This is a genomic window from Pseudomonas putida, assembly GCF_028682175.1.
Lineage (GTDB): Bacteria > Pseudomonadota > Gammaproteobacteria > Pseudomonadales > Pseudomonadaceae > Aquipseudomonas > Aquipseudomonas putida_AD.
This window is the reverse complement of sequence record NZ_JANHKS010000032.1, coordinates 21,597-45,253: the sequence shown is the minus strand read 5'-3', so window position 1 is coordinate 45,253 and position 23,657 is coordinate 21,597. Positions and strand designations below refer to the sequence as shown.

At 62.8% G+C, this 23,657-nt stretch carries 21 protein-coding genes; 3 read left to right on the top strand and 18 right to left on the bottom strand.

Features of this window, described 5'->3' with window-relative positions; genetic code table 11:
* Positions 1–118: 118 nt before the first annotated feature.
* From NPS29_RS20205 to NPS29_RS20175, 7 genes are all read right to left on the bottom strand, one after another.
* The gene (locus NPS29_RS20205; protein WP_274134603.1) at positions 119–1,051 is read right to left on the bottom strand and encodes a D-2-hydroxyacid dehydrogenase; all 933 of its coding nucleotides are present in this window, start codon (positions 1,049–1,051) and stop codon (positions 119–121) included.
* A gap of 138 nt (positions 1,052–1,189) precedes the next feature.
* Positions 1,190–1,483, bottom strand: coding sequence for a YcgL domain-containing protein (locus NPS29_RS20200; RefSeq protein WP_274134602.1), 294 nt, complete (start codon positions 1,481–1,483; stop codon positions 1,190–1,192).
* A complete protein-coding gene (gene rnd, locus NPS29_RS20195) occupies positions 1,480–2,613 on the bottom strand; it encodes a ribonuclease D (RefSeq protein ID WP_274134601.1) in 1,134 nt (377 codons plus the stop codon). Before rnd ends, NPS29_RS20200 begins: the two co-directional genes overlap by 4 nt.
* A 137-nt stretch (positions 2,614–2,750) precedes the next feature.
* A complete protein-coding gene (locus NPS29_RS20190; protein WP_274134599.1) occupies positions 2,751–3,413 on the bottom strand; it encodes a class I SAM-dependent methyltransferase in 663 nt (220 codons plus the stop codon).
* Positions 3,406–5,055 (bottom strand): phosphoethanolamine transferase, encoded by a 1,650-nt coding sequence (locus tag NPS29_RS20185; RefSeq protein WP_274134598.1) that lies wholly within the window; start codon positions 5,053–5,055, stop codon positions 3,406–3,408. The genes NPS29_RS20190 and NPS29_RS20185 overlap by 8 nt, the downstream gene beginning before the upstream one ends.
* A 347-nt stretch (positions 5,056–5,402) precedes the next feature.
* A complete protein-coding gene (locus tag NPS29_RS20180; protein WP_274134597.1) occupies positions 5,403–7,055 on the bottom strand; it encodes a GMC family oxidoreductase in 1,653 nt (550 codons plus the stop codon).
* Positions 7,056–7,288: 233 nt separating this feature from the next.
* On the bottom strand, positions 7,289–8,977 hold the full coding sequence (locus NPS29_RS20175) for an NAD-dependent malic enzyme (protein WP_274134596.1): 1,689 nt from the start codon (positions 8,975–8,977) through the stop codon (positions 7,289–7,291).
* 397 nt (positions 8,978–9,374) lie between these two features.
* Between NPS29_RS20175 and NPS29_RS20170 the strand changes: the two genes are divergently transcribed.
* From NPS29_RS20170 to NPS29_RS20160, 3 genes are all read left to right on the top strand, one after another.
* Positions 9,375–10,472 carry a carboxynorspermidine decarboxylase gene (locus NPS29_RS20170; protein WP_274134595.1) on the top strand — a complete coding sequence of 366 codons (1,098 nt, stop codon included), beginning with the start codon at positions 9,375–9,377 and terminating at the stop codon, positions 10,470–10,472.
* A 30-nt stretch (positions 10,473–10,502) separates the two neighbouring features.
* On the top strand, positions 10,503–11,741 hold the full coding sequence (locus NPS29_RS20165; RefSeq protein ID WP_274134593.1) for a saccharopine dehydrogenase family protein: 1,239 nt from the start codon (positions 10,503–10,505) through the stop codon (positions 11,739–11,741).
* A 313-nt stretch (positions 11,742–12,054) separates the two neighbouring features.
* Positions 12,055–14,844, top strand: a complete 2,790-nt coding sequence (locus NPS29_RS20160) for an ATP-binding protein (protein ID WP_274134592.1) — start codon at positions 12,055–12,057, stop codon at positions 14,842–14,844.
* Between the two features lie 689 nt (positions 14,845–15,533).
* Here the strand turns inward: NPS29_RS20160 and NPS29_RS20155 are convergent.
* The 11 genes from NPS29_RS20155 to NPS29_RS20105 are packed head-to-tail and all read right to left on the bottom strand — an operon-like array spanning position 15,534 to position 23,650.
* Positions 15,534–16,580, bottom strand: coding sequence for an EscU/YscU/HrcU family type III secretion system export apparatus switch protein (locus NPS29_RS20155; protein WP_274134591.1), 1,047 nt, complete (start codon positions 16,578–16,580; stop codon positions 15,534–15,536).
* 24 nt (positions 16,581–16,604) lie between these two features.
* Positions 16,605–17,417: a type III secretion system export apparatus subunit SctT gene (gene sctT, locus NPS29_RS20150; protein ID WP_274134590.1), complete on the bottom strand. Its 813-nt coding sequence runs from the start codon at positions 17,415–17,417 to the stop codon at positions 16,605–16,607.
* Between the two features lie 6 nt (positions 17,418–17,423).
* Positions 17,424–17,693 carry a type III secretion system export apparatus subunit SctS gene (sctS, locus tag NPS29_RS20145; RefSeq protein WP_274134589.1) on the bottom strand — a complete coding sequence of 90 codons (270 nt, stop codon included), beginning with the start codon at positions 17,691–17,693 and terminating at the stop codon, positions 17,424–17,426.
* 4 nt (positions 17,694–17,697) lie between these two features.
* A complete protein-coding gene (gene sctR / locus NPS29_RS20140; RefSeq protein WP_274134588.1) occupies positions 17,698–18,351 on the bottom strand; it encodes a type III secretion system export apparatus subunit SctR in 654 nt (217 codons plus the stop codon).
* Positions 18,348–19,388 (bottom strand): type III secretion system cytoplasmic ring protein SctQ, encoded by a 1,041-nt coding sequence (sctQ, locus tag NPS29_RS20135; protein WP_274134587.1) that lies wholly within the window; start codon positions 19,386–19,388, stop codon positions 18,348–18,350. The genes sctR and sctQ overlap by 4 nt, the downstream gene beginning before the upstream one ends.
* A complete protein-coding gene (locus NPS29_RS20130) occupies positions 19,385–19,858 on the bottom strand; it encodes a hypothetical protein (RefSeq protein ID WP_274134585.1) in 474 nt (157 codons plus the stop codon). Before NPS29_RS20130 ends, sctQ begins: the two co-directional genes overlap by 4 nt.
* 16 nt (positions 19,859–19,874) lie before the next feature.
* Entirely contained in the window at positions 19,875–21,209 is a 1,335-nt protein-coding gene (locus NPS29_RS20125; RefSeq protein ID WP_274134584.1) for a FliI/YscN family ATPase, read from the bottom strand.
* On the bottom strand, positions 21,187–21,783 hold the full coding sequence (gene sctL, locus NPS29_RS20120) for a type III secretion system stator protein SctL (RefSeq protein WP_274134583.1): 597 nt from the start codon (positions 21,781–21,783) through the stop codon (positions 21,187–21,189). The genes NPS29_RS20125 and sctL overlap by 23 nt, the downstream gene beginning before the upstream one ends.
* A complete protein-coding gene (locus tag NPS29_RS20115; protein WP_274134582.1) occupies positions 21,783–22,403 on the bottom strand; it encodes a type III secretion protein in 621 nt (206 codons plus the stop codon). Before NPS29_RS20115 ends, sctL begins: the two co-directional genes overlap by 1 nt.
* Positions 22,400–23,182, bottom strand: a complete 783-nt coding sequence (sctJ, locus tag NPS29_RS20110; RefSeq protein WP_274134580.1) for a type III secretion system inner membrane ring lipoprotein SctJ — start codon at positions 23,180–23,182, stop codon at positions 22,400–22,402. Before sctJ ends, NPS29_RS20115 begins: the two co-directional genes overlap by 4 nt.
* 3 nt (positions 23,183–23,185) lie before the next feature.
* Positions 23,186–23,650, bottom strand: coding sequence for a hypothetical protein (locus tag NPS29_RS20105; RefSeq protein ID WP_274134578.1), 465 nt, complete (start codon positions 23,648–23,650; stop codon positions 23,186–23,188).
* Positions 23,651–23,657 lie beyond the last annotated feature (7 nt).

Here is a 23,657-nt window from a genome sequence, read left to right as displayed (position 1 = left end):
AATGGAGATCTGTGGGAGCGGGCTTGCCCGCGAAGGCGGTGGGTCAGCCACCATCGATTCGTCAGGTCCGACGCCTTCGCGGGCAAGCCCGCTCCCACATAGACCCACCCCAGAACAATCAATACCCCTTCGCGAAATCCACTTCGCCGCGCAGCGCCTCACCGGCCGTGTAGGCCTTGAGGTTATCGACGAACAGCTGGGTCATTGCCGCAGGCGAGGTCGGCGCCGAACTGTGGCCGGTCAGGAGCAGGCCCCAGGCGGTCCAGAACGGGTGACGCTGGGGCAATGGCTCCTGACGGCAGACATCGATCACCGCCCCCGCCAGATGGCCTTCCTTCAAAGCCTCGACCAGATCGGCATCCACCACCGCCACGCCCCGCCCGACATTGATGAACAGCGCCGAAGGCTTGAAGCTGGCGAACAGTTTCGCGTCGTAGATATCGTGGGTCTGCGGCGTGTTGGGCAGCAGGTTGATGACGAAATCCACCTCCCCCACCAGACGCGGCAGATCCTGCAACGCCGCGACTTCCTTGAACGGAGCCAGCTCGCGAGCGGTGGAGGCTATGCCGTAGACCTCGACGCCGAACGGCACCAGGAACTGCGCCACGCTGACGCCGATATCGCCGGTGCCAACAATCAGCGCCTTGCGCCCGGCGAGGCCGGGACCGGTGCGCGTGTCCCATTTGCGCTCCACCTGGCTGACCAGCCGCGCCAGCACCTCGCGCTCATGCACCAGCATGTAGGTCAGTACGAATTCGGCCATGACCTGACCGAAGATTCCGACGGCGCGGGTCAGCCGGTAATTGCGCTGCAGACCTTCGGCCAGTAGCGGCGTGATCCCGGCCCAGGTCGATTGCAGCCATTGCGGCGAATGCCCCTGGCGCAACAGCGTGGCCAGCAGGTCAGGCTGGCCCAGCCAGATCGGCGTATCGGCCGCCATTTTCGCAAGCTCGGCGGAATCGCCACTGCTCAGGATCTCGATCTCGGGAGCAGCCTTGCGCAGCAAATCGGTGTAGAGGACGTAATCGTGTTCGGCAATCAGCACGCGCATGAATTAAAAACTCGAAAAAGCAAGACATGCGACCGCATCGCGCCCGGCGCTCCGGCCCTTTGACAGGCAACGGCGCAGGCCAGACGCAGACAACGGTCCGGTAAACCCCCTGCGATGAATTGCAGGGGCAGTCGTCGATCAGACCGGGTCGTTGCGGCGCAGCAACTCTTCGGGCAGGTGCTCGATGTACTCATCCTCGGCCGGCGGCATCTGCAGGTGATAGCCCTGCTTCTCCAGATTGGCCAGGACGGCGTGGATGTCCTCACGGGCCAGCGTACGCTCGGGGCTCAGGACCAGGTCGAAAGCATGCACCGGCTTGCCGAACACGGTGAGCAGGCCTTCGGGCACGCGCTCGAGGGCCTCGCTCTTGAGCACGTAGAGGTACATTTCGTTCTTGCGCGGGCTGCGATAGATGGAGCAGATCTGTTTCAAGGCTGTTCTCCGGCATTGGCCAGGCTGTCGAGCAGCATCTGGCCCATCAATTCGCGGCGCCAGCCACGCAGCGAATCGGGCAGTTTATAAGGACCGTCAGGGAACCCGGTCTTGAGCAAGGCTTCCAGCGTCTTCTTGCGCAGCATCAGTTCCGGCGCCATGTCCAGGCGCTCGGCTTGCTGCTGGCCGATGGCACGCAGGCTCTTGAGTACATTCGACGCTTCGATCGGCAGCGGCTCGGGCAACGCCGGCGGCCACAGATCAGGCGACACACTCCCGGCCTGCTTGATCAGGTCGAGCAGAAACTCGCCGTCCTGACGCACGGTCTTGGGGTGCATGTCTTCGATTTTCGCAAGCGCGCCAAGGTTGTCCGGCTGGGTCTTGGCCAGCGGCCACAGCGAGTGCTCGCGCAGGACCCGGTTGCGCGGCTGATTGCGCAGGCGGGCCTGGGTTTCGCGCCAGGCGCACAGCTCGCGCAGAACGGCCAGTTGCGAGCGGGACAGCTTCCACGCCAGCTTGGCCTCGCGATAGACCTCGTAGGGATCGGTTTCGCGGCGCAGGTTGGCGACCAGTTCGGCGCCGTCTTCCAGCACCCAGGCGTACTTCTCGTCCGACAGGCGCGGGCGCAGCAGACTGTAGACCTCGGCCAGGTGCACCGCGTCTTCGGCGGCGTAGCTGATCTGCGTCTCCGACAACGGCCGCTGCAGCCAGTCGGAGCGGGTTTCACCCTTGGGCAGCTCGATGTTCAGCACTTCCTGCACCAGACGCGAATAGCCCATCGAGAACCCCAGGTTCAGATAGGCGGCGGCCAGTTGGGTGTCGAACAGCGGCACCGGCAGGCTGCCGGTCAGGCGCAACAGCACTTCCAGATCTTCGCTGCAGGCGTGAACGACCTTGATGACGTCGGCGTTCTCCAGCAGTGCAGCCAGAGGTTGCCAGTCGCCGATCAGCAAGGGATCGATCAGAAAAGCCCGCGAGCCGTCGCCGATCTGCAGCAGCCCGGCGATGGGATAAAAAGTGTCGACCCGCATGAACTCGGTGTCGAGAGCGACGAATGGCAGCTTCTGCCACTGTGCGCAATGAAGGGCGAGGCTGTCGTCGTCGCGAATCCAGTGAATATCGATGGCCACACGGCTCTCCCTTGAAGAATGGCGCGCAGTATATATCGCTATGAGCGTTTACCGGGCATCCGTCCTGCAAGTCTTGAACAACTTCATGTGGAGTGTTTATCGATATCGCAAAGGATGACGACCGTTCATCGGAGCGATCAACTGTTCTTGCGCAGGATGTACACGCGCCACATGGCGTAGCCCGGCAGGAAATCGTGGTGCGTGACGATACGAAAGCCCGTCGCCAGGAACTCGGACTCGACCTCGGCCCGGCAGGCCACGAAACGATTGCGCGATTGCGGATGGCCGTCGGCTCCCAGCCGGCTGCCCTCCTGACGCTTGCGCCGCCAGGACTTGATGTTGCCATCGACCCACAAGGCGACGATGGCGGTATCACGAGTCACCCGGTAAAACTCCTCCAGGATCGCCATGCGCCGTTCGCCGTCGGCGATATGGTGAAACAGGCGCATGCAGAAGATGCAGTCCACCGCGTTGGCAGGCAGGCCAATGGACAGCGGCGAGCTCTGGAAGGTGCGGATGCGCTTGCTCACCGGCTCGGCCGACTGCGCCTTGGCGACGTCCAGCATGTCGGTCGAGGGGTCGGCCGCCAGAATCACCCGGTTGGCGTGTTCGGCCAGCACCGGCCAGAAACGCCCGGCGCCCGAGGGTACATCAAGCACCAGCCCCGGCTCGCCGGCATCACGCAGCGCCTGGCGCGCCAGTTGCGCATCGCGCCACAGGCTCAGGCGGCGGGCCAGCCCTTGCTCATGGCGTTGCACGTATTGCTGCACCTGATCGCGCTCTGTCGCCTGTTCATTCATTGGCCAGTACCCCGTCCGTATAAATCCCCCGACAACCGGCAAACATGTCCAGCGACGGGTTATAAACGCTGGTCTGAACCTTCAACAATCCCAACATCGAGTGGAACAGGTTGTCCTGGCTCAAAGGCGCATTACGTTCCTTCTGCAAACAATGGGTATCAACGGCGAACGACTGCTGATAGTTATCCGAGAACCAGGCGATCATCGGCACATGTTTCTGTTGATCCGGCGCCAGCATATAAGGCGTGCCGTGCAGAAACAGGTTGTATTCACCCAGCGATTCGCCGTGATCGGACAGGTACAACATGGCGGTGTCCACTTTGTCCTGATTGGTGCGCAGGATATCGATCAGGGATGCCAATACATGGTCGGTGTACAACAGGGTGTTGTCATAGCCGTTGACGATACTTCCCCGGGAGCAATTGTTCAGCGCATTGCTTTCACACACCGGGGTAAACTTTTCGAACTCTTTCGGGTAACGCTTGAAGTATTCAGGGCCATGGCTGCCCATCTGATGCAGCACCAGTACCGTATCTTTATCCAGGTTGTCGATGAAGTTCTGCAGGCCTTGAAGCAGGATTTCATCGCGGCATTCGTTGTTGGCGCACAGCACCGGATCCTTGAGGTTGCTGACGTCCTGCAGGGTCACACGGTCGCAGGTGCCCTTGCAGCCTGACTGGTTGTCCCGCCAGATCACGTCAAGGCCGGCGCGCTTGAGCACGTCGAGCATGCCTTCCTGGTTCTTGGCCTGGCTTGCGCTGTAGTCCTTGCGCCCCATGTCGGAGAACATGCACGGCACCGAGACAGCGGTTTCCGTGCCGCAGGAATGCACATCAGTGAACGTCAGCAGACCACGTTCTTTCTTGAGTTGCGGCGTGGTATCGCGGTTGTAGCCCAGGATACCGAAGTTCTCGGCCCGCGCACTTTCGCCCACCACCAGCACCGTCAGCGACTTGCGCTTGTGCTGCTGCCAGTCAGCGGCCAGTTTCGCGTCCTTGCCAATACTGACGAAGGGCTGTTGCGCGGACTTGACCTGCTCGCTCAGGTAGCCCACGGAGGCACCGATGTAGTTGCTGGGCACTACCATCAGCCGCAACTCGTGGTGGTTGCGGAACAGCGACGACAGGCCCTGATAATTCATCAATGCAACACCGCCGATGACACCGGCGCACACCGCGCTGACCACTACTTTGCTCAGCACCTCACGGGGCCAGCGACGATAGTTGACCGGCACTTTCCAGAGAATGACGGAAGGAAGAACACCGAGCAATAACAAGTACGCCGCCAACTTGAACGACAACAGACCTTGAACTTCTGAGACGTCGGTTTCGGCAAAGTTGCGAAACATGCCGGAGTCAATCAATACACCGTACTGACTCATGAAATAAGCGACACCGGCGCTGATCATGAACAACGCAATCAACACGGGTTTAAGCACTTTCCTGAAGGCAAACAGGGTCAGGAAAATATTGAACGCACAGAACACCATCAGCGCAAAAGCGCCGCGCAATAACAGGCCTTTACCGTTGAATTCGGTAATGGTGAACAAATGCTGCCAGAGCGTCAGGTTAAAACCGAGCAACAAAAAGGCACTGGCGAGCACAGTCACAAGCTCGGGGCGAACTGCTTTTACGTTCAACATGGGGCTCTACTTGGCTAAAAAAGGCACCGCCGATCAAGAGCAACAAAAACTCTTTCGACATCGCAAACTTTAGGCAGCTGGCCATCAATTTTTTGTGAAAAGGATGCGAACAAATGGTGGGATGCGACTTCTTTTGCTGTAGGAGTTTTCCTCGCAATTTAGGCAGCGTTGATTGCTCTTGGCGCCAGGGCTTGCTGACGGTGGCGTCCGCGCAATCGCTCCCGCCGGCAAGCCGCGCTGCTACGGGGTTTTGGCGTGACTTAGACCTGTGAACACCCCGACCTCCGTAGCAGCCGGGCTTGCCCGCGGGAGCGGCCTCATGATGGCCCCGCCGGCAAGCCGTGCCGCTACAGCACCGGTTCCGCAGTCCAGACCCTGGATGCACTCGATTCCTTCACTTCGTCCTCGATAATCATCTGCGCTGCCTTCTCGGCGATCATCACCGTGGGCGAGCAGGTGTTGCCGGAGGTGATGGTGGGCATGATCGAGGCGTCGACCACGCGCAGGCCGGTGACGCCGTGCACCCGCAGCCGGTCGTCGACCACCGCATCGCGCCCGTGGCCCATCTTGCAGGTGCCCACCGGGTGGAAGATGGTGGTGCCGATGGTGCTGGCGGCCTGGCGCAGTTGTTCTTCGCTTTGCAGGCTGGCGCCGGGCAGATATTCCACCGGTTCGAAGCTGGCCAGTGCCGGGGCGGCGGCGATGCGGCGGGTCAGGCGGATGGCGTCGGCGGCGACCGCAAGGTCGGTCTCGTGGCTCAGGTAATTGGGGCGAATGATCGGCGCGGCGTCGGCGTGAGGCGAGCGGATTTCCACAGTCCCCCGGCTTTGCGGGCGCAGGTCGCACACTGATGCGGTGAAGGCTGGAAAGCCGTGCAAGGGTTCGCCGAAGCGCTCCAGCGACAGGGGTTGCACATGGTATTCCAGATTCGCGGTGGCCTGCTCGGGGCCTGACCGGGCAAACGCACCGAGCTGGCTCGGCGCCATGGCCAGCGGCCCGCTGCGATTGAGCGCATACCGCAACCCCATGTTCATCTTGCCCCAGAGGCTGCCCGCCATCTGATTCAGGGTGTGACCGTTGCTGACCTTGTAGATCAGACGCAATTGCAGGTGATCCTGAAGGTTCGCGCCCACACCGGGCAGTTCCACCCGCACGCCGATGCCGTGCTTCTCCAGCAATGGGCGCGGGCCTATCCCGGAGCGTTGCAGCACCATGGGCGAACCAATCGAGCCACAGCAGAGAATGATTTCACGACGGGCACCGAGCTTGCGCTCCTGGCCGCCCACCCTGGCCAGCACGGCACTGGCGCGGCCGTTTTCAAATTCGATCCGCGAGACTTCGGCGCCGGTCATCACGGTCAGGTTCGGCCGCTGGGCGACTGGCCGCAGAAACGCCTTGGACGCATTCCAGCGCACGCCGCGCCGCTGATTGACCTGAAAATAGCTGCAGCCTTCGTTGTCGCCGCCGTTGAAGTCCGGGATCGAGGCGATGCCAGTCTGGGCTGCTGCTTCGCGAAACGCATCGAGCAACGTCCACGACAGGCGCTGCTGTTCCACCCGCCATTCGCCCTTGGCGCCGTGCAATTCGGAGTCTCCGGCGTAGTGACTTTCCGAGCGTTTGAAGATCGGCAGCACATCCTGCCAGCCCCAGCCCTTGTTGCCCTGCGCAGCCCACTCGTCGTAGTCACGGGACTGGCCGCGCATGTAGATCATGCCGTTGATCGAGGAACAGCCACCCAAGACCTTGCCCCGCGGGTAGTTGAGCGCGCGCCCGTTCAGGCCGGGTTCGGCTTCGGTCTTGAAGCACCAGTCGGTGCGCGGATTGCCGATGCAGTAGAGGTAACCCACCGGCACGTGAATCCAGGGGTAGTTGTCCTGCCCGCCCGCTTCGAGCAGCAGCACACGATGGGAGGGGTTGTGCGACAGCCGGTTGGCCAACAGGCACCCGGCGGGGCCCGCGCCGACGATCACATAGTCATAGAGCACACTGTCCGTTTGCATGCGTCCCTCGATGATTTTGTTGTTTTCTATCGATGGGTCATCCTGAAGTCTTTTGCTGCAAAACAAAAGACCGCCTTGTGAGGCGGTCTTTTGCAAATCGCGCCGTCCGTAGCAGCCCGGCCGGGCGGCGCTCCGCTTGCCGGCGGGAGCGGTGGGTCAGTGACGGATATGTCGGCTGACACACCGCCCCCGCCGGCAAGCCGTGCTGCTACGAGGACTGCGTCGAGTCGGGCTTACACCGCGCTACGGCGATAGCTGCGGTAGTTGGGCATCCAGAAGTGACGCTCGATGGCTTCCACCAGCATCTCTTCGGTGGTTTCCAGCGCGACGTTCTCAGCCTGGGCCTGTTTGGCCACGGCCAGGGCGATCTTCTTGCTCACTTCCTGAATTTCCTTGAGCGGCGGCAATACTGCATCGCCTTTGCCGGTGACCATCGGCGAGCATTCAGCCAGCGCGTTGGACGCTGCCATCAGCATCTTGTCGGTGATGCGCGTAGCCTTTGCCGCGATCACACCCAGGCCGATGCCCGGGAAGATGTAGGAGTTGTTGCACTGGGCAATGTGGAACGTGCGATCGCCCACAGTCACCGGTGCAAACGGACTACCGGTGGCCACCAGCGCGTCGCCGTTGGTCCAGGTCAGGACTTCCTGCGGCGTGACTTCGACCTTCGAGGTCGGGTTGGACAGCGGCATCACCAGCGGCTTGGCGCAGTGCTTGTGCATTTCGCGGATGATCTGCTCGGTGAACAGGCCACGCTGGCCGGACACACCGATCAGCACGGTCGGCTTGCCGTTGGTGACCACGTCGAGCAGGCCCGGATACTCTTCGGACGAGGACCAGCCCGCCACGTCGCCAGCTTTCTGTGCGAGGTTCTTCTGGAAGTCCAGCAGGTTGTCCATGCTGTCGGTCAGCAGGCCGAAACGGTCGACCATCATCACGCGCTTGCGCGCTTCGGCTTCGCTCAGGCCTTCGATGACCATGGCCGCGATGATGTGCTCGGCGATGCCGCAACCGGCTGAACCTGCGCCCAGGAACACCACGCGCTGCTGGCCCAGGGTTTCGTTCTTGGCCTTGCACGCGGCCAGCAAGGTACCCACGGCCACCGACGCGGTGCCCTGGATGTCGTCGTTGAAGCAGCACAGCTCGTCGCGGTACTTCTCCAGCAACGGCATGGCGTTGGTCTGGGCGAAGTCTTCGAACTGCAGCAGCACGTCCGGCCAGCGGCGCTGAACGGCTTCGATGAACAGCGCAACGAAGTCTTCGTACTCCTTGCCGGTCACGCGCTTGTGGCGCCAGCCCATGTACATCGGGTCGTCCAGCAGTTCCTGGTTGTTGGTGCCCACGTCCAGCACGATCGGCAGCGTGTAGGCCGGGCTGATACCGCCACAGGCGGTGTACAGCGACAGCTTGCCGATCGGGATGCCCATGCCGCCAATGCCCTGGTCGCCAAGGCCCAGGATGCGCTCGCTGTCGGTCACCACGATGATCTTGATGCGATCCTTGGTTGCGCTGCGCAGGATGTCGTCGATGCGGTCGCGGTCAGGGTAGGAAATGAACAGGCCGCGGTGGGTGCGGTAGATCTTGGAGAATTCCTGGCACGCCTGGCCCACGGTCGGGGTGTAGATGATCGGCAGCATCTCTTCCAGATGCGAGTCCAGCAGGCGGAAGAACAAGGTTTCGTTGTTGTCCTGGATCGAGCGCAGGTAGATGTGCTTGTCCAGGTCGCTCGCGCATTGCTGGTACTGGTTGTAGACGCGGGTCACCTGCTCTTCGATGGTTTCAACGTTCTGTGGCAACAGGCCGATCAGGTTGAAATCCACACGCTCCTGCGGCGTGAAAGCACTGCCCTTGTTGAGCAGCGGCATCTCCAGCAGCGAGGGGCCAGCGTAGGAAATATATAAAGGTCGCGAAGTTTTGGTCATCAGTAATCGCCTTTTCTCTATTTGCTCTATCAATACATGCCCGAAGGGATGCCCCGGAGGTCGGTCTTTCACGACGCTCGACGCAGGCTCCGTCCGAAAAAATGAGGGGGTGGAAAAATCAGGGGGCCTATCTTACTCGTCTGGAAGCAATTGCGACATTTTGTCACGCTTTTGATTGCCAAATGATGGCTGAAACAAAAGCCGTGCACAGTGAAAGAGTTGTCAGGCAGGCGGGGGACTTGGGCGGTCAAACAGGCGTCAAAATGTTTCAGCAATGGGCAATTCCGGGCTGTTGCGTCGCATCTGGACGCAAAAAATCGGTTTCGCCCTTTCGATCCCCTGCGAGTGAAGGCACAATCGCCGTCCTTTTTCGGCTGGCATTGCTGGAGGCCACGAAATGATCAAAACGCCGTACTACCTCATCGACAAACAAAAGCTGCTGCGCAACATGGAAAAGATCGCCTACATGCGCGAGAACTCCGGTGCGAAAGCCCTGTTGGCCCTCAAGTGCTTTGCGACCTGGTCGGTGTTCGACCTGATGCAGCAATACATGGACGGGACCACCTCCTCCTCGCTGTACGAGCTGAAACTGGGTCGCCAGAAGTTCGCCGGCGAAGCGCACGCCTACAGCGTGGCCTGGGCAGATGACGAGATCGAGGAGATGCTCGACAACTGCGACAAGATCATCTTCAACTCCATCAGCCAGCTGGAGCGCCACGCCCCTGCCTGCGCCGGCAAGGTCCGCGGCTTGCGCGTCAACCCGCAGGTCAGCAGCTCTGACTACCTGCTGGCCGACCCGGCTCGTCCGTTCAGCCGCCTGGGTGAATGGGACCCGGCTAAAATCGAGAAGGTGATCGGCGAGATCACCGGCTTCATGTTCCACAACAACTGCGAGAACGGCGATTTCAGCCTGTTCGACCAGATGCTGTCGACCATCGAAGAGCGCTTCGGCCACCTGCTGCACAAGGTCGAGTGGGTCAGCCTGGGCGGCGGCATCCACTTCACCGGCGAAGGCTATCCGCTGGACCAGTTCTGCGCGCGCCTGAAGGCCTTCTCGCAGAAGTACGGCGTGCAGGTTTACCTGGAGCCGGGCGAAGCGGCGATCACCCAGAGCGCCTCGCTGGAAGTGACCGTGCTCGACACCCTGTTCAACGGCAAGAACCTGGCCGTGGTCGACAGCTCTATCGAAGCCCACATGCTGGACCTGCTGATCTACCGCCTGGACGCGAAACTCGCCCCAAGCGCAGGCGATCACACGTACATGGTATGCGGCAAGTCGTGCCTGGCCGGAGACATCTTCGGTGAATACCAATTCGAGCGTCCGCTGGCCATCGGCGACCGTCTGTCGTTCGTTGACGCCGCGGGTTACACCATGGTCAAGAAGAACTGGTTCAACGGCCTGAAAATGCCGTCCATTGCAGTGAAACAACTCGACGGTACTGTCGAGGTGGTTCGTGAGTTCGGTTTTGACGATTACCTGTCCAGCCTCTCGTAAGCTGGCGGATTTTAAGGAGAGAGAAACAAATTGAAGAAGAACGTTCTTATCATTGGTGCGGGAGGTGTCGCCAAGGTGGTGGCCCACAAGTGCGCGCAGCACAACGACGAACTCGGTCGTATTGCTATCGCGTCGCGTAACATCTCCAAGTGCCAGGCCATCATCGACAGCGTCAACGCCAAGGGCAGCCTCAAGCAGCCTGCGGAGATCAAGGCCTACGCCCTGAACGCGCTGGACATCGAAGCGACCAAATCGCTGATTCTGGAGACCGAGTCCCAGATCGTGATCAACGTCGGCTCCTCCTTCCTCAACATGTCGGTCCTGCGTGCCTGCATCGACACCGGCGTGGCTTACCTGGATACCGCTATCCACGAAGAGCCGGGCAAGGTCTGCGAAACGCCGCCCTGGTATGGCAACTACGAGTGGAAACACCTCGAGGAATGCCAACAGAAGAACATCACCGCCATTCTCGGTATCGGTTTCGACCCGGGTGTGGTCAATGCCTACGCCGCACTGGCGCAGCAAGAATATTTCGACCGCATTGATTCGATCGACATCCTCGACGTCAATGCCGGCTCGCACGGCAAATACTTTGCCACCAACTTCGATCCGGAAATCAACTTCCGCGAGTTCACCGGACAAGTGTGGAGCTGGCAGAACAGCCAGTGGACCAGCAACACCATGTTCGAAGTCAAGCGCACCGACGACCTGCCAGTCGTAGGCTCCCAGGACCTGTACCTCACCGGTCACGATGAAGTGCACTCGATCTCCAAGAACCTCGACGTGCCCAACGTCCGCTTCTGGATGAGCTTCGGCGCGCACTACATCAACGTGTTCACCGTGCTGAAGAACCTGGGCCTGCTCTCCGAGCAACCGGTCAAGACCGCCGAAGGCGTCGAGATCGTGCCGCTCAAAGTGGTCAAGGCCGTGCTGCCTGACCCTGCCTCGCTGGCGCCGGGCTACACCGGCAAGACCTGCATTGGCGACCTGGTCAAAGGCACCAAGGACGGCAAGGCGCGCGAAGTGTTCATCTACAACGTAGCCGACCACGAAGAAGCCTTCGCCGAAACCGACAGCCAGGGCATCTCCTACACCGCAGGCGTGCCGCCCGTGGCCGCAGCCCTGCTGGTTGCCCGTGGCGAGTGGGATGTGAACCGCATGGTCAACGTCGAAGAGCTGCCTGCCAAGGCGTTCCTCAAGGCGCTGGACGTGATGGGCCTGCCGACCCGCATCAAGGACGAAAACGGCGATCGCGCCTGGGACGAATAAGTTCTCAGGATCGATTCCCGACATGAGGTGCGCCCGCCCGGGCGCATCCTCTTCTGATACAACCTCCGCCATCCAGCGCTCAGGCGACTTCGCCCGACGCGTACCTCGCAAGACACTGCGAGATTCCTGCACAGCGCCACGCACTCACTAACCAGTGGGTTAAAAACCTGTGGAAGGGCCTGTTCAGAGCCTTTGCGACGCAGAACACACAAATAGTAACCAATGTGTCGGAAACTCTTGCATACCCGTTGATTCTGGATACAAGCTGACGGTCTACCAGGCTATCCAGACCTTCATCTTTTAAAGGTATGCGATGAGTTTCGACAGATTCAGTCCTGAAAGATCCGACCAAGGAAGCGGTCTGGATTTCCCCGTCCCGGATGACGCGATCTGTTTCGGTCCCTTTGCGCTCATACCTCAGCATCACCAGTTGCTGAAAAATGGCGAGCCCGTGCAGTTGGGGAGCCGGGCGATGTTGCTGCTCATCGCCATGGCCACCCGTCCCGGCGAATTGCTTGAAAAGTCCGAACTGCTGGGGCTGGTCTGGCCGAAGGTCGTGGTCGAGGAATGCAACCTGCGCGCGCAGGTCCTGACCCTGCGTCGGGCCCTGGGCGATGACGGGGACTCGACCTGGATCGTGACTGTGCCGGGACGCGGCTATCGCTTCGTCGCGCCGATCATTGCCCCTGCCGTTCATGACGTGCAGGCCGTCAGCCCCGCTCAGCCCGAGGTGCAGTTCAGCACCCGGCCCGTCTTCGGCCGGGAGAAACTGCTGGCGGTGCTCGGTGAGCAGCTCGAGGCTCGCCGCTTCGTGACCATCACCGGCCACGCTGGCATCGGCAAGACCACCGTCGCCCAGGCCTTGGCCGACCGCGTGCAGCCGCACTACGGGCAAGGCGTGTGTTTCATCGATCTTGCGTCGGTGAGCCGTGGGCAACTGGTGCATGTGGTCATCGCTGCGGCGCTGAAGATCGAGTGCAACGCCGAGGATCCGCTGCGCGGGATTGCCAGGCGGCTGGCCGCCAACAAGGTGCTGCTGATTCTGGACAACTGCGAGCACGTGCTCGAAGAAACCGCGACTGCCATCGAAGTAATCCTGCACGACGCCCGCCAATGCTCGGTGCTGGTCACCAGTCGCGAGCCGCTGCGCGCCCAGGGCGAGTTCGTGCATGAACTGGCGCCGCTGCCCTACCCGCCCGACGCCCCTGACCTGAATACCGAGCAGGCGATGCAGTACCCGGCCATTGAGCTGCTGGTCGAGCGTATCGCCGCCCATGACCTGGGTTACGTATTCCGTGATCGCGACGTGCAGGCCGCAGCGGCGATCTGCCGCAAACTGGACGGCAACGCGCTGGCTATCGAGATCGCCGCTGCACGGGTCAAGGCGTTCGGCATCGCCCACTTGCCGGAAATGCTCGACGGGGGTTTCCGCTTGCAGATGACCGGCCGACGCACCGCCCTGCCCCGGCATAGAACCCTTGGCGCAGCGCTGGACTGGACCTACGCGATGCTGTCGGCGCAGGAACAGGCCATGCTGCGCCAACTGTCGGTGTTCACCGGTCTGTTCACCCTCAATGCGGTGCAGGCGGTGATCGACGTGCCTGCCGAGGTTTCAGCGCAACTGATGGAAAGCCTGCTGGATAAATCGCTGGTGATGTCACGCGAGCGCAACGCCATCAAGCGTTATCGCCTGCTGGAAACCACCCGCCTCTACGCACAGCACAAGCTGGAAGAACACGGCGAAACCGATGCCACCGCACTGCGTCACGCCGACTGGGCGCTCGATGAGTTGCACAAATCGGTGCAGGACCTGGTCGGGACCACTCCGCAGGCGTGGCTTGCGCGCTACGGCGCAGATGTCGATAGCGTTCGCGCGGCGCTGGAGTGGGCCTACTCGCCACAGGGCGACCGCGAACTGGCGGTCGAGCTGACGTTGGTCAGCGCGCCGCTGTGGCTGCGCCTGTCCCTGACTGCCGAATGCTATGACTGGGTCAGCCGAGGCCTGCAACCGGCGGGTGAACATGCGCAGATCCCGCAGCGTCAGCGCATGCAGTTGCTGACCATCTCGGCCAGCGTCATGACCCTGACGTTCGGTGGCGGCACGAAAATCCGCGAAGCCTGGCTGCAAGTCAGCGAAGACGCCCACGCCCTGAACGACACCGAACACAAACTGCGTGCGTTGTGGGGCATGTGGAATGACCTGAGTTGCCGCAACCAGTACGTCGCCGCGCTGGAACTGGCGGACAGCTACGTCGAGCTGATCCGCGATTGCAGCCGCAGCGAACGCAAGCTGCTGGGATTGCGCATGCGCGCCGCCGCCCTGTTCCACATGGGACGGCTGGAGGATGCTCATCGCACCGTGGTCGAGGCCTTGAGTTCGCCGTTGTCGGCGAACACCCACCTGATCGACCTGCACTTCGACCAGCGCATCGCGGCCAGCTCGCTCAAGGCGCAGATCCAGTTGCTGCAGGGTGACGTGAACACGGCGCTGCTGGCCCTTGAGCAGAGCGTCAGCCAGGCCATCCGCCTCAACCACCCTGCCACTCTCTGGTACACCCTGAGCCTGAGCGCGATCCCGATCACCTTGTTGTCTGGGCGGCTGGATAAAACCCGGCATTATCTGTCCGTGCTGCAAGACAGCATGGAGGGGCACGACCTGTACCTGTGGCGCCAGTTCGCCCACTGTTTCGAGCACATCCTGCAGATCCGCCAGGGCGCCGCCGAAGAAGCCCTGCCGCACTTGGGCGAGGTGCTGGAACAGTTGCAGGATCAGGGCGGCAGCCCGCTCTACAGCCTGATGCGTTGCGAATATGCAAAAGGCCTGGCGATGCTCGGGCTGGCGCACCGCGCGCTGGAAGTGATCGAACAGACGCTGGACACCGCAATCGGCCGCCAGGAACGCTGGCTGGTGCCGGAACTGCTGCGCACCAAAGCGCAGTTGCTCGCCCAGGACGACACCCTGATCGCCCAGGCCCACCAGGTCCTGCAAGAGGCCCAGAGCGAAGCCATCGCCCAGGGCGCGAGCTTCTGGTCGATCCAACTGTGCGCCGACCTCAACCGGCTGGAAGAGAAAGATGATCTGGTCTGCCAACCAGATAATTAAAGCCCGAGGCGCAATCGTTTGCATGATGGGCTCCGGTGAAGGCCTGGCGGTGGTGGTGCCCTACAGATCGCTCCCGCGGGCAAGCCCGGCTGCTACGTGGGGTTGCGTCGGGCGTTCTGGCGAATGTGGCCTTGAGGATGCCGTCGCGGGCAAGCGCGCTCCTACAGGGTTGGGGTGAGTTTCATTTCTTCGCCATATCCCAAGGTCGTAGCATCCCGGCTTGCCGGCGTCGGCGATTTTGAAGACGCCCCCGCCGGCAAGCCGTGCTGCTACGGGGCGGGGTTTAGCCAGAGATTTTGATCTGGCTTTTGATCTTCTTACGCGATGGTGCAGGCGCCGCCGAACGCGACGTTAAGGCGCCAGGCCGAGCGCAGGTGTCGTGGAGGGGGATGAGCGGCAGGACGCCGCGAAAGCCGTGCGGGCCAGGGACGGCCCATCACGGCGTGCCCCCGGAACGACGCCGGAGGGAGGGAACCGAGACGAAGTCGAGGCCCAGCCTGTCGCAAATGGTTTGGTTACTTTGCCGAAACAAAGTAACGCGCCGTAAGGGCGCAAAGGTGAATCATCACCACCACCGCAAACGGATATACACCCAATCTCCGCGTCAACCCAAAACGCGGAGCGTCAAGACGGCAGTTACCACGCAGCGCGTGGGAACGATCAATATGTGGCGCAACGCAGGGAAATCCTCAGATCAACCGCGCCGCCACCAGCAGATCCGCCACCGCCTGAAAGGTATTGTCCGGCACCGGATCACCCGGCACTGCACGCCTGGCTATCTCATTCGCAAGCCTTGCATCCATGCCATGAGCGATGCCCAACGTCGCCGCCTGCGCCAGCATCGCCTGCGCATCCTCAGGCTCAGCACGGCACACCACCACCGGCACCGGGGTTTCCCCCCGCACATAGCGCACCCCGATCACCCAACTGTCCGCCGTGCCGATCATCAGCGACGCGCGGGCCAGGCCAAGCTTGGTCGCCAGCGCCTGCATCTCCCGACGTTGGCGCTGCCGCTCGCTCTTGATCAGCGGATCGCCATCGACATCCTTGCGCTCACGCTTCTGCTCACTGCGGGTCATCTTCATGTCACGCCCGAACAGCCAGCGCTGCATCAGCACATCGACGCCACCCACCAGCAGAAACGCCGCCAGCACCGTGAACATCAACGGCTTGAGCACCAGATAAAAGGTCGACTCGATGCAGCCAGCGCCACAGCGCGACGACTCCATCAGCGCCTGCAACGCATGGCGTCCCACCACGTAGAACGCCAGCGCCAGCAGCAACAGCTTGACCAGCCCCTTGAGGAACTCGACAAAGCTGCGCATGGAAAAAATCCGCTTGAAACCCTCTGCCGGATTGATCCGCTTGAACTCCGGCGTAATCGGCTCTACCGCAAACACCACACCACGCATGGTGATGATGTTGGTCAGCACCACCACCGCCACCGTCACCGCAACCACCGGCAGGGTGATGGTCAACACCAGTTGCTCAGCGGTGTCGATCACCCGCGGCCAAACCGTGTTGAACGGCTCGATGTAGATCAGCGCAACCATGTCCAGCAACGCCGTCACCTGCGCCTGCGCCTGGGGCAACAGGATCGAGATGCACAGGGTGCAGAACAGGATGACCATCCCCGACACCAGGTCCTGGCTCTTGGCGACCTGGCCCTTCTGCCGCGCATCACGCAACTTCTTGTCCGTGGCCGGCTGGGATTTCTCTTCGCTGCTATCGGCCATGCCGGCTCCTGTTCAAGTCCGGGCCTACTCCGAGCCTGCCAGGGTTTTGAGGAACTCCACGGTGCCCCGGAATTCCGCCAGTTGGTCGAGCATCACCGGAATCAGGAAGCCGATGTAGATCACCATCAGCACGGTGAAAAACAGGTTCTTCACCGGCAGCGACATATCGAAGATGTGCAGGCTGGGCGCCATCCGCGACAGGTAGGCAAGCATCAGATCAGTGACCAGCAGGCAGATGATCAGCGGCGCGACCATGATCACGCCGACCCGCGACACCTGGTCGAGTATCGACAGCACCGCCATCAGCGCGGAGCTCGCGAACAGCGGCGTGAAGGCGGTCACCGGCCATAACTGATAGCTGTGGTAGTAACCGTCGACCATCATGATGAAGCCGCCTGACATGAAGAACAGAGCGATCAGCATCACCGTCAACAGCGTCGCCATCACGCTGGATTCCCCGGACGCCAGCGGGTCGAGCAATTGCGCCATGGTCGAGCCGCGTTGCAGGTCCACCAGCTCCCCCGCCACCTCTGCGGCCCAGAACGGAATGCCGAACAGCAGCCCGATCAGCACGCCAATCAGCAGCTCCTTGATCATCAGGCCCACCAGCAGAAACCCGCCGTGCTCCGGCAGCGCGGTGAACGCGCCGAACACCGGCATGAACATCGGCACGGCAATGGCCACCGCCACGCAGCCACGGATCATGCCGGTCAGGCCCAGGCGATTGAACGCCGGAGTGATGACTACCACACCCATGGCCCGGCTGGCCGCCAGCGCCGCGGAGCTGATGACCGGGTACGCCACTTCGAGAAAGGCATTGGCAACGTTCACGTCCATGGTCGGTCAGCGCGTCCAGGCCGGGAAGTTGTCCAGCACCTGGCTGCCCAGTTCGAGCACCTGGCTTGCCAGCAAGGGGCCGACGAACACAATCACCAGCAGCACCGCCACCAGCTTCACCACCTGCGGCAGGGTCTGGTCCTGAATCTGCGTCAGGGCCTGCAACAGGCCGACGCTCAGGCCCACGACGATGGCAACCCCCAGCGCCGGCGCCGACAGCAGCAACACCGTCATCAGCGCCTTGTTCATCAACGATAGAAAGACGTCCTGGCCCATGGCTTCACCCGTAGCTCAATATCAGGCCGTGCATCAGCCGTGACCAGCCGCTCAAGGCGACAAACAGAAAGATCTTCAGCGGTATCGATATCAGCGTCGGCGACACCATCGACATGCCCATCGCCATCAGCACGTTGGCGACCAGCAGATCCACCACCAGGAACGGGATGTACAACAGAAAGCCGATCTCGAAGGCGCGGGTCAGCTCGGAACTGACGAACGCCGGCACCAGCACCACCAGGTCGTTGTCGCGCAGCTCGGCGCGGGCCTCCGGCGACCAGATGGTCTCGGTGGCCTGCATGAAGAACCCGCGTTCGCTCTCGTTGGCAAAACGCGACAGGTGCGCTTGCAGCGGCGGCCTCAGGGCATCGCCGAACTCCTTCACCTGCTCGACGTTTTCCATGTTCAGATCGCGGCCCTCCACCTGCCGGTACATGTCGCCGATCAAGGGTGTGGTCACGTACACCGAGAGGATCAGGGCGATGCCGTACAGCACCAGGTTCGGCGGCGTCTGCTGCACGCCCAGGGCGTTGCGGATCAGGAACAGCACCACGGAAATCTTCATGAAGCCGGTCAGGGTCACCACCGCCAGCGGGATCAACCCGATGGTGGCAACGACCAGAATGATTTCAATCAGGTTGGGCTGGTACCCACTCATGGCGTGACCAGGCTCAACAGACGCACGCCCAGGCCGTCGCCCATTTTCACCAGTTGCCCCTGGCCGATGCGCCGGCCATTGACCAGCAGGTCCACGCCATCGCGCATCTGCGGCGTCAGTTGCAACAGGCTGCCCTCACCCATTTCCCGCAGTTGCGCCAGCGACAGTTCGACACTGCCGACCTGACACACCAGTTTCAACGGCAGCTCGTCCAGCGAGCTTTCCACAGCGGACTCGACAGCAGATTCAGTCATGCAAACATCCTTCAAAGAAGATACAGCCATCGGTTGTTCAAGCAGTGTTGCGCGGGTGCCGTCCAGCACGGCACGGGCCTGCAAGCGGTCGTCGAGTACCAGCCGCACATGGCCTGCGGGCCAGTCGTCGAGCATCACCACATCGCCCGGTCGCAGGCTGCGCAGCTCGGCCACGCTCAGCGGCGCTTCACCGGCGTGCACCGGCAATTGCCAGCCGAGCGCCGCCAGTCCGTGGGCGACGGGAGGCAGGTGCGCGTCCAGTCCATCCGCCAGAAGCTGCGCGGCTTCGGCGCTCAGGTGCAGCGGCACGGCCAGGGGTTCGCCGCCGGCGCAGGTCACCTCCAGCGTCAGGTGCAGCACGAACGGTTCGCTCAACGCCACTTCCGGCGCTTCGACCACCTGCAGAGGCCGCCCGGCCGCACGCTCAAGGGGTTCGATGAAACCCAGCAGCGCCAGCTCCAGCAGCATCGTGCCGGGCAACCCGGTCAGGTGATCGGCCTGCCCGGCCAGCCCCAGCGAAGCCAGCGCCGCCGTCGGCAATTGCAACAACAGCGCGGCGCTGCCGAGGGTCAGATGAATGTCCAGCAAGGGTTCAGCGACCGGCGCAACGCTGGCCCACTGCACCGCGACCGGCTGCCCGCCAAACTCTCCCTGCCAGGCTCGGCGGCGGCGATGCAGACGGTTATGCAGTGCCAGCCATCGTGGATCGCAGCCCGCCCGCCACTCGATGCGCGTGTCAGCGCCCGGCCCGGAAGACCAGGGAGCGCTTTCCCGACACGTCATGCACCGCTCCTCGCGGACGCCACGGGCAGGTCATCTGATTCGTCACGACGCTCGCGGGCCTGAAGCTCGCTGCGCAGCCGGTGGTCGAGCAGCGAATCACAGGCCTCGGCCTGACGCTGACGGGCCATGCGCGCGGCACGGAACACATCGCGTTCGCGCTCTTGCGCCGCCAGGGCCTGCTCGTTCAGATCGACGCTGCTTTCCAGCGCGCGCTGGTTGTCGGCCAGTTCGTCGAGGTGGTCCTGAGCGGCCTGCCAGGCGCTGACCGACAGGCCCTCGCTGAAGTTGCCGTAGATCTGCTCGGCCTTGCGCGCCAGAGCTTCGCGGTGCAGGCGCAGTTTCTCCTTGGCGTCGTCCAGCGCGCTGTGGGTCTCGCGGCAGCGTTGCTGCTGGGCGGCCAACTGGCTGGAGGCGCGCTGTTCGCGCAACTGACGCAGTGCCTGGAGGCTACGTAGATCATTGGTGTTCATGGGTTCTCCGGTAAGGTCACGCCAGGACCTTGCGCATGTGGTTGAGGGTCTGGGCCGCACTGCTCGACTCCGAGGCAGGCTGGCGCAGGAAAGCTTCGATGGCGTCGTGCCGGGCGATCGCTTCGTCGGCCAGCGGATCGCTGCCGGGTGCGTATTCGCCCACGCGGATGAGCATTTCGATTTCATTGCGCCGCGCCATCAGGTCGCGCATGCGCATGGCCAGGCGGCGCTGTTCTTCGCTGGCCACCTGATCCATCAGACGGCTGCGGCTGCGCAGCACGTCCACGGCAGGAAAGTAGTTACGCTGGGCGAGTTCAGCGCTGAGCACGATGTGGCCGTCGAGGATCGAACGCGTCTCTTCGGCCACCGGATCGCTGGCCACGTCGCCTTCGGTGAGCACGGTGTAGAGCGCGGTGATGCTGCCGACCGCGCCGGGGCCGGCACGCTCCAGCAGGCGCGGCAAGGCCGAGAAAAAAGACGGCGGGTAACCGCGCCGGGTCGGAGGTTCGCCCACCGCCAGGCCGATCTCCCTTTGCGCACGGGCGAAGCGCGTCAGGCTGTCCATCAGCAACAGCACATTGCGCCCCTGGTCACGGTGATATTCGGCCAGCGCGGTGGCAACGAACGCCGCCCGCACCCGCTCCGCCGCAGGCCGGTCAGAGGTGGCGACCACGGCCACGCTGCGCGCCCGGGCCTGGGCATCGAGTTGCACGTCCAGCAGTTCGCGCACTTCCCGGCCACGCTCGCCGATCAGGCCGATCACAATCACATCCGCCTCGGTGTGGCGCACGATGCTCGCCAGCAGGGACGACTTGCCGACGCCCGGTTCGCCGAAGATGCCCATGCGCTGGCCCTGGGCGAGGGTCAGCAGACCGTCGATGGAGCGCACGCCCAGAGACAGCGGCTTGACGATCAATTGCCGGGCGAACGGCGCAGGCGGCTCGGCGTGCAGCGGGTAGCGTTGCAGCACACCGAGCGGCGCGTCACCGTCGAGAAAATCGCCCATGGGGCTGATGACTCGCCCCAGCTGCGCATCGCCCACACTGACGCCCAGGGTCTCGCCGGTGGCGATGATTTGCGTGCGGGTCGACAGCCCCTCCATCGAACCGATGGGCGACAGAATCGCTTCGTCCTGTTCAAAGCCGATGACTTCCGCCGCCAGGCTGCGACCGTTGCCGGGGTCGCGCAACTGGCACAGCTCACCGATACGCACGCCAGCCACACTGGCCCGCAGCAACACGCCGCGAATGCTGCGCACCGTGCCTTTCATGGGCCGAGGCCGGGCGTCGCGCAGGCGCTCGCCAAGGCGCGGGATGATTGCGTCAAGGTCAACGCTCAAGCTGCACCTCATCGACGAAGGGCAGCAGGCTGCGACGCAGGTTGTTCAGTTGCGCGTCCAGCCCCAGTTCCACCGAACCGACCGGCCCGCTCAGGCGTGCCTGGCCGGAGTGCAGTTGCTCGTCCGGCTCGACCGTGATCGGCAGGTGGTCGGCTTCGGATTTCAGGCGCAAACGCACCGCTTCGACTTGCCCTGCACAGACGAACAAGGTCAGGGCCTGGTCCTGGCGAAACGCAGTCAGCGCCTTGCGTGTGCAGCGCAGGATACGTTCGGGCTCGTCCATCTCGCCGATCACTTCACGCACGATGTCCAGCGCCAGATCGGCCAGCGACACTTCCAGCCCACCGAGCCAGGCATCGGCCCTGGCGGCTGTCTGCGCCAGTAACGCAGAGACCTCTTCGGCCCCCTGTTGCCGGGCATGCTCGAAGCCCTCCTCGCGGGCCTGCTCCAGCCACTGGGCGCTCTGCTCGCGGATCGTGTCCGCCTGCTCCTGGGCAGCACGAACGAACGCATAACCATCGATCCACAGATCAGCCTGCTCGGCGCGGATGATTCGCGACGCAGGTCGGCTTGGTAGTTCGCTCATCAGGCGGCCTCTCCCGTGGATTGATTCAAGGTCGAGGCGGCACGTCGCACGATCTCGACGCCCGCACCGATGGGTGAGCCGTCCGCCACCGGCAGATCCAGGCGCAGTGCAAGCCAGGCGCGCAGGTCGGCGGGCTGCTGTTGGACCCAGGCGGCGATGCAACTGGCGCCGTCGCGGTCGATGGCCTGCACCAGATCGGCGGGCTGGCGCAACAAGTCAGCGGCCCCGGCCAGCGCACGATGTGCCAGGGCCGTGGCGAACACTTCGCTGCCCAGCAGCTCGCGCAACTGGGTGACCACGTCGCTGCGAATTTCACGGGCCAGGGTCGCCGAATGCCAGATCGCCCCGCACAGGCGCGGCAGGGCCTTGAACGCCGCAGGTGGCAACAGCAACACGGCCAGGTCGCTGTCGTGGGGCGATGAAGTCTGCGCCAGCGGCGGCAAGTCGAAATGGCCGGTCATGACCCGCAACAGCCGGTCATGGAAGCGCGGCGTGTTGCGCAGTGCCGTGCATTGTTGATCGCTCAAACCGTCCGGCAGGCAATCGCGCAGGTGCTGTGGCCGGACGAAACTCAGCGGCTGCTCAAGCAAGCCCTGCCAGGTCTGGCGCTGCGCGCTCATCGGGCGTCCTCCAGCGTGTAAAGCGCATCGGCGCGGCGGCGCTGCCATTGTTGCCAGCCAAGGACACCCGCCAGCCCGAGGATACCCAGCAGCAACACGCCGAAAATCATCCGCGCTCGGGGCACGTTGTCTTCGAGCATCCACATGCCCAGGAAACTCGCCAGGCGCGGCTGAGCGTTCGCCTGCTGACGGGCGACCGAAGCCTTGATCGCGGTCACCGAGACACCGTCGTAGTTCAGCCCCGAGATGCCGTTGGCGACCAGGGTCTTGATCTGCGGGATCAGTTGATTGATATCGACGGCCGGGTCATAGCGCACCAGCACCGAGGCCGACGATGGCGAAATCACTCGCTTGAGCAGGTCGTTGTCGGGCAACACCACATGCACCCGTGCCGCGAGAATGCCGTCGATTTCCGACACGCTGTGGGACAGTTCTTCGCTCAGCGCATAGACCATCTGCGCCCGTTCCTGAACCGGTGATGACACCAGCCCGTTGCTCTTGAACACCTGGCCCATGTTGGAGAACGACTGGCCCGGCAGACCGGCGTTGTCCAGCACCGCCATGGCCTGGGCGAAGCGCTTCTCGTCGACCACCACCGACAGCTGGCCGTTGTCCTGCACCTTGCGTGACGCCGCAATGCCTTCGCGCAACAGCACCGCGACCATGGCATTGGCTTCGCGCTCGCCCAGGTTGGTGTACAGGGCGGTGTCGCAGGCCTGAAGCAGGCCGGCAAACACCACGACAATCATCAAACGCAGGGCACGACAACGGCTGGACATGAATTATTGACCTTTCAAAAGCGTGTTGGCGGAGCCGGAAATCTGCGTGGCGCCGCGCACCACCATCTGGGTTTCGATGGAGTAGTCGAACATCCGCCCGAGCGAGTTGACGATCTGGTCCACCTGCTGCTCGGCCACCCGCTTAGGCGGTTGGCCGTCACTGCCCGGCGTCTGCGCCGAGGCCAGGCGCTGCGGTTCGCTGGCCGATGTCGGACTGCTTGGCGCATTGCTGCGGGCGGTGCCATTGGCCAGGCCTTCGGCGCGCTCGGAAAAAGTCCGCGAGCGGTCGATGAAGCCGTTCAAGCGCTCCATGAGACCTTCGCCGATCTGATGCGGGCTCGCGCCTTCGGGCATGCTCTTGGCATTGCTGGCCATGTGTTCGAACAGGTTCTGGGACGCCTGCACACCGGCAGGCCCTCCTGACGGCGGCAATGCCGCCGTGGCTGGTGCTGCGAGACTGGCAGTCATGGTGGCG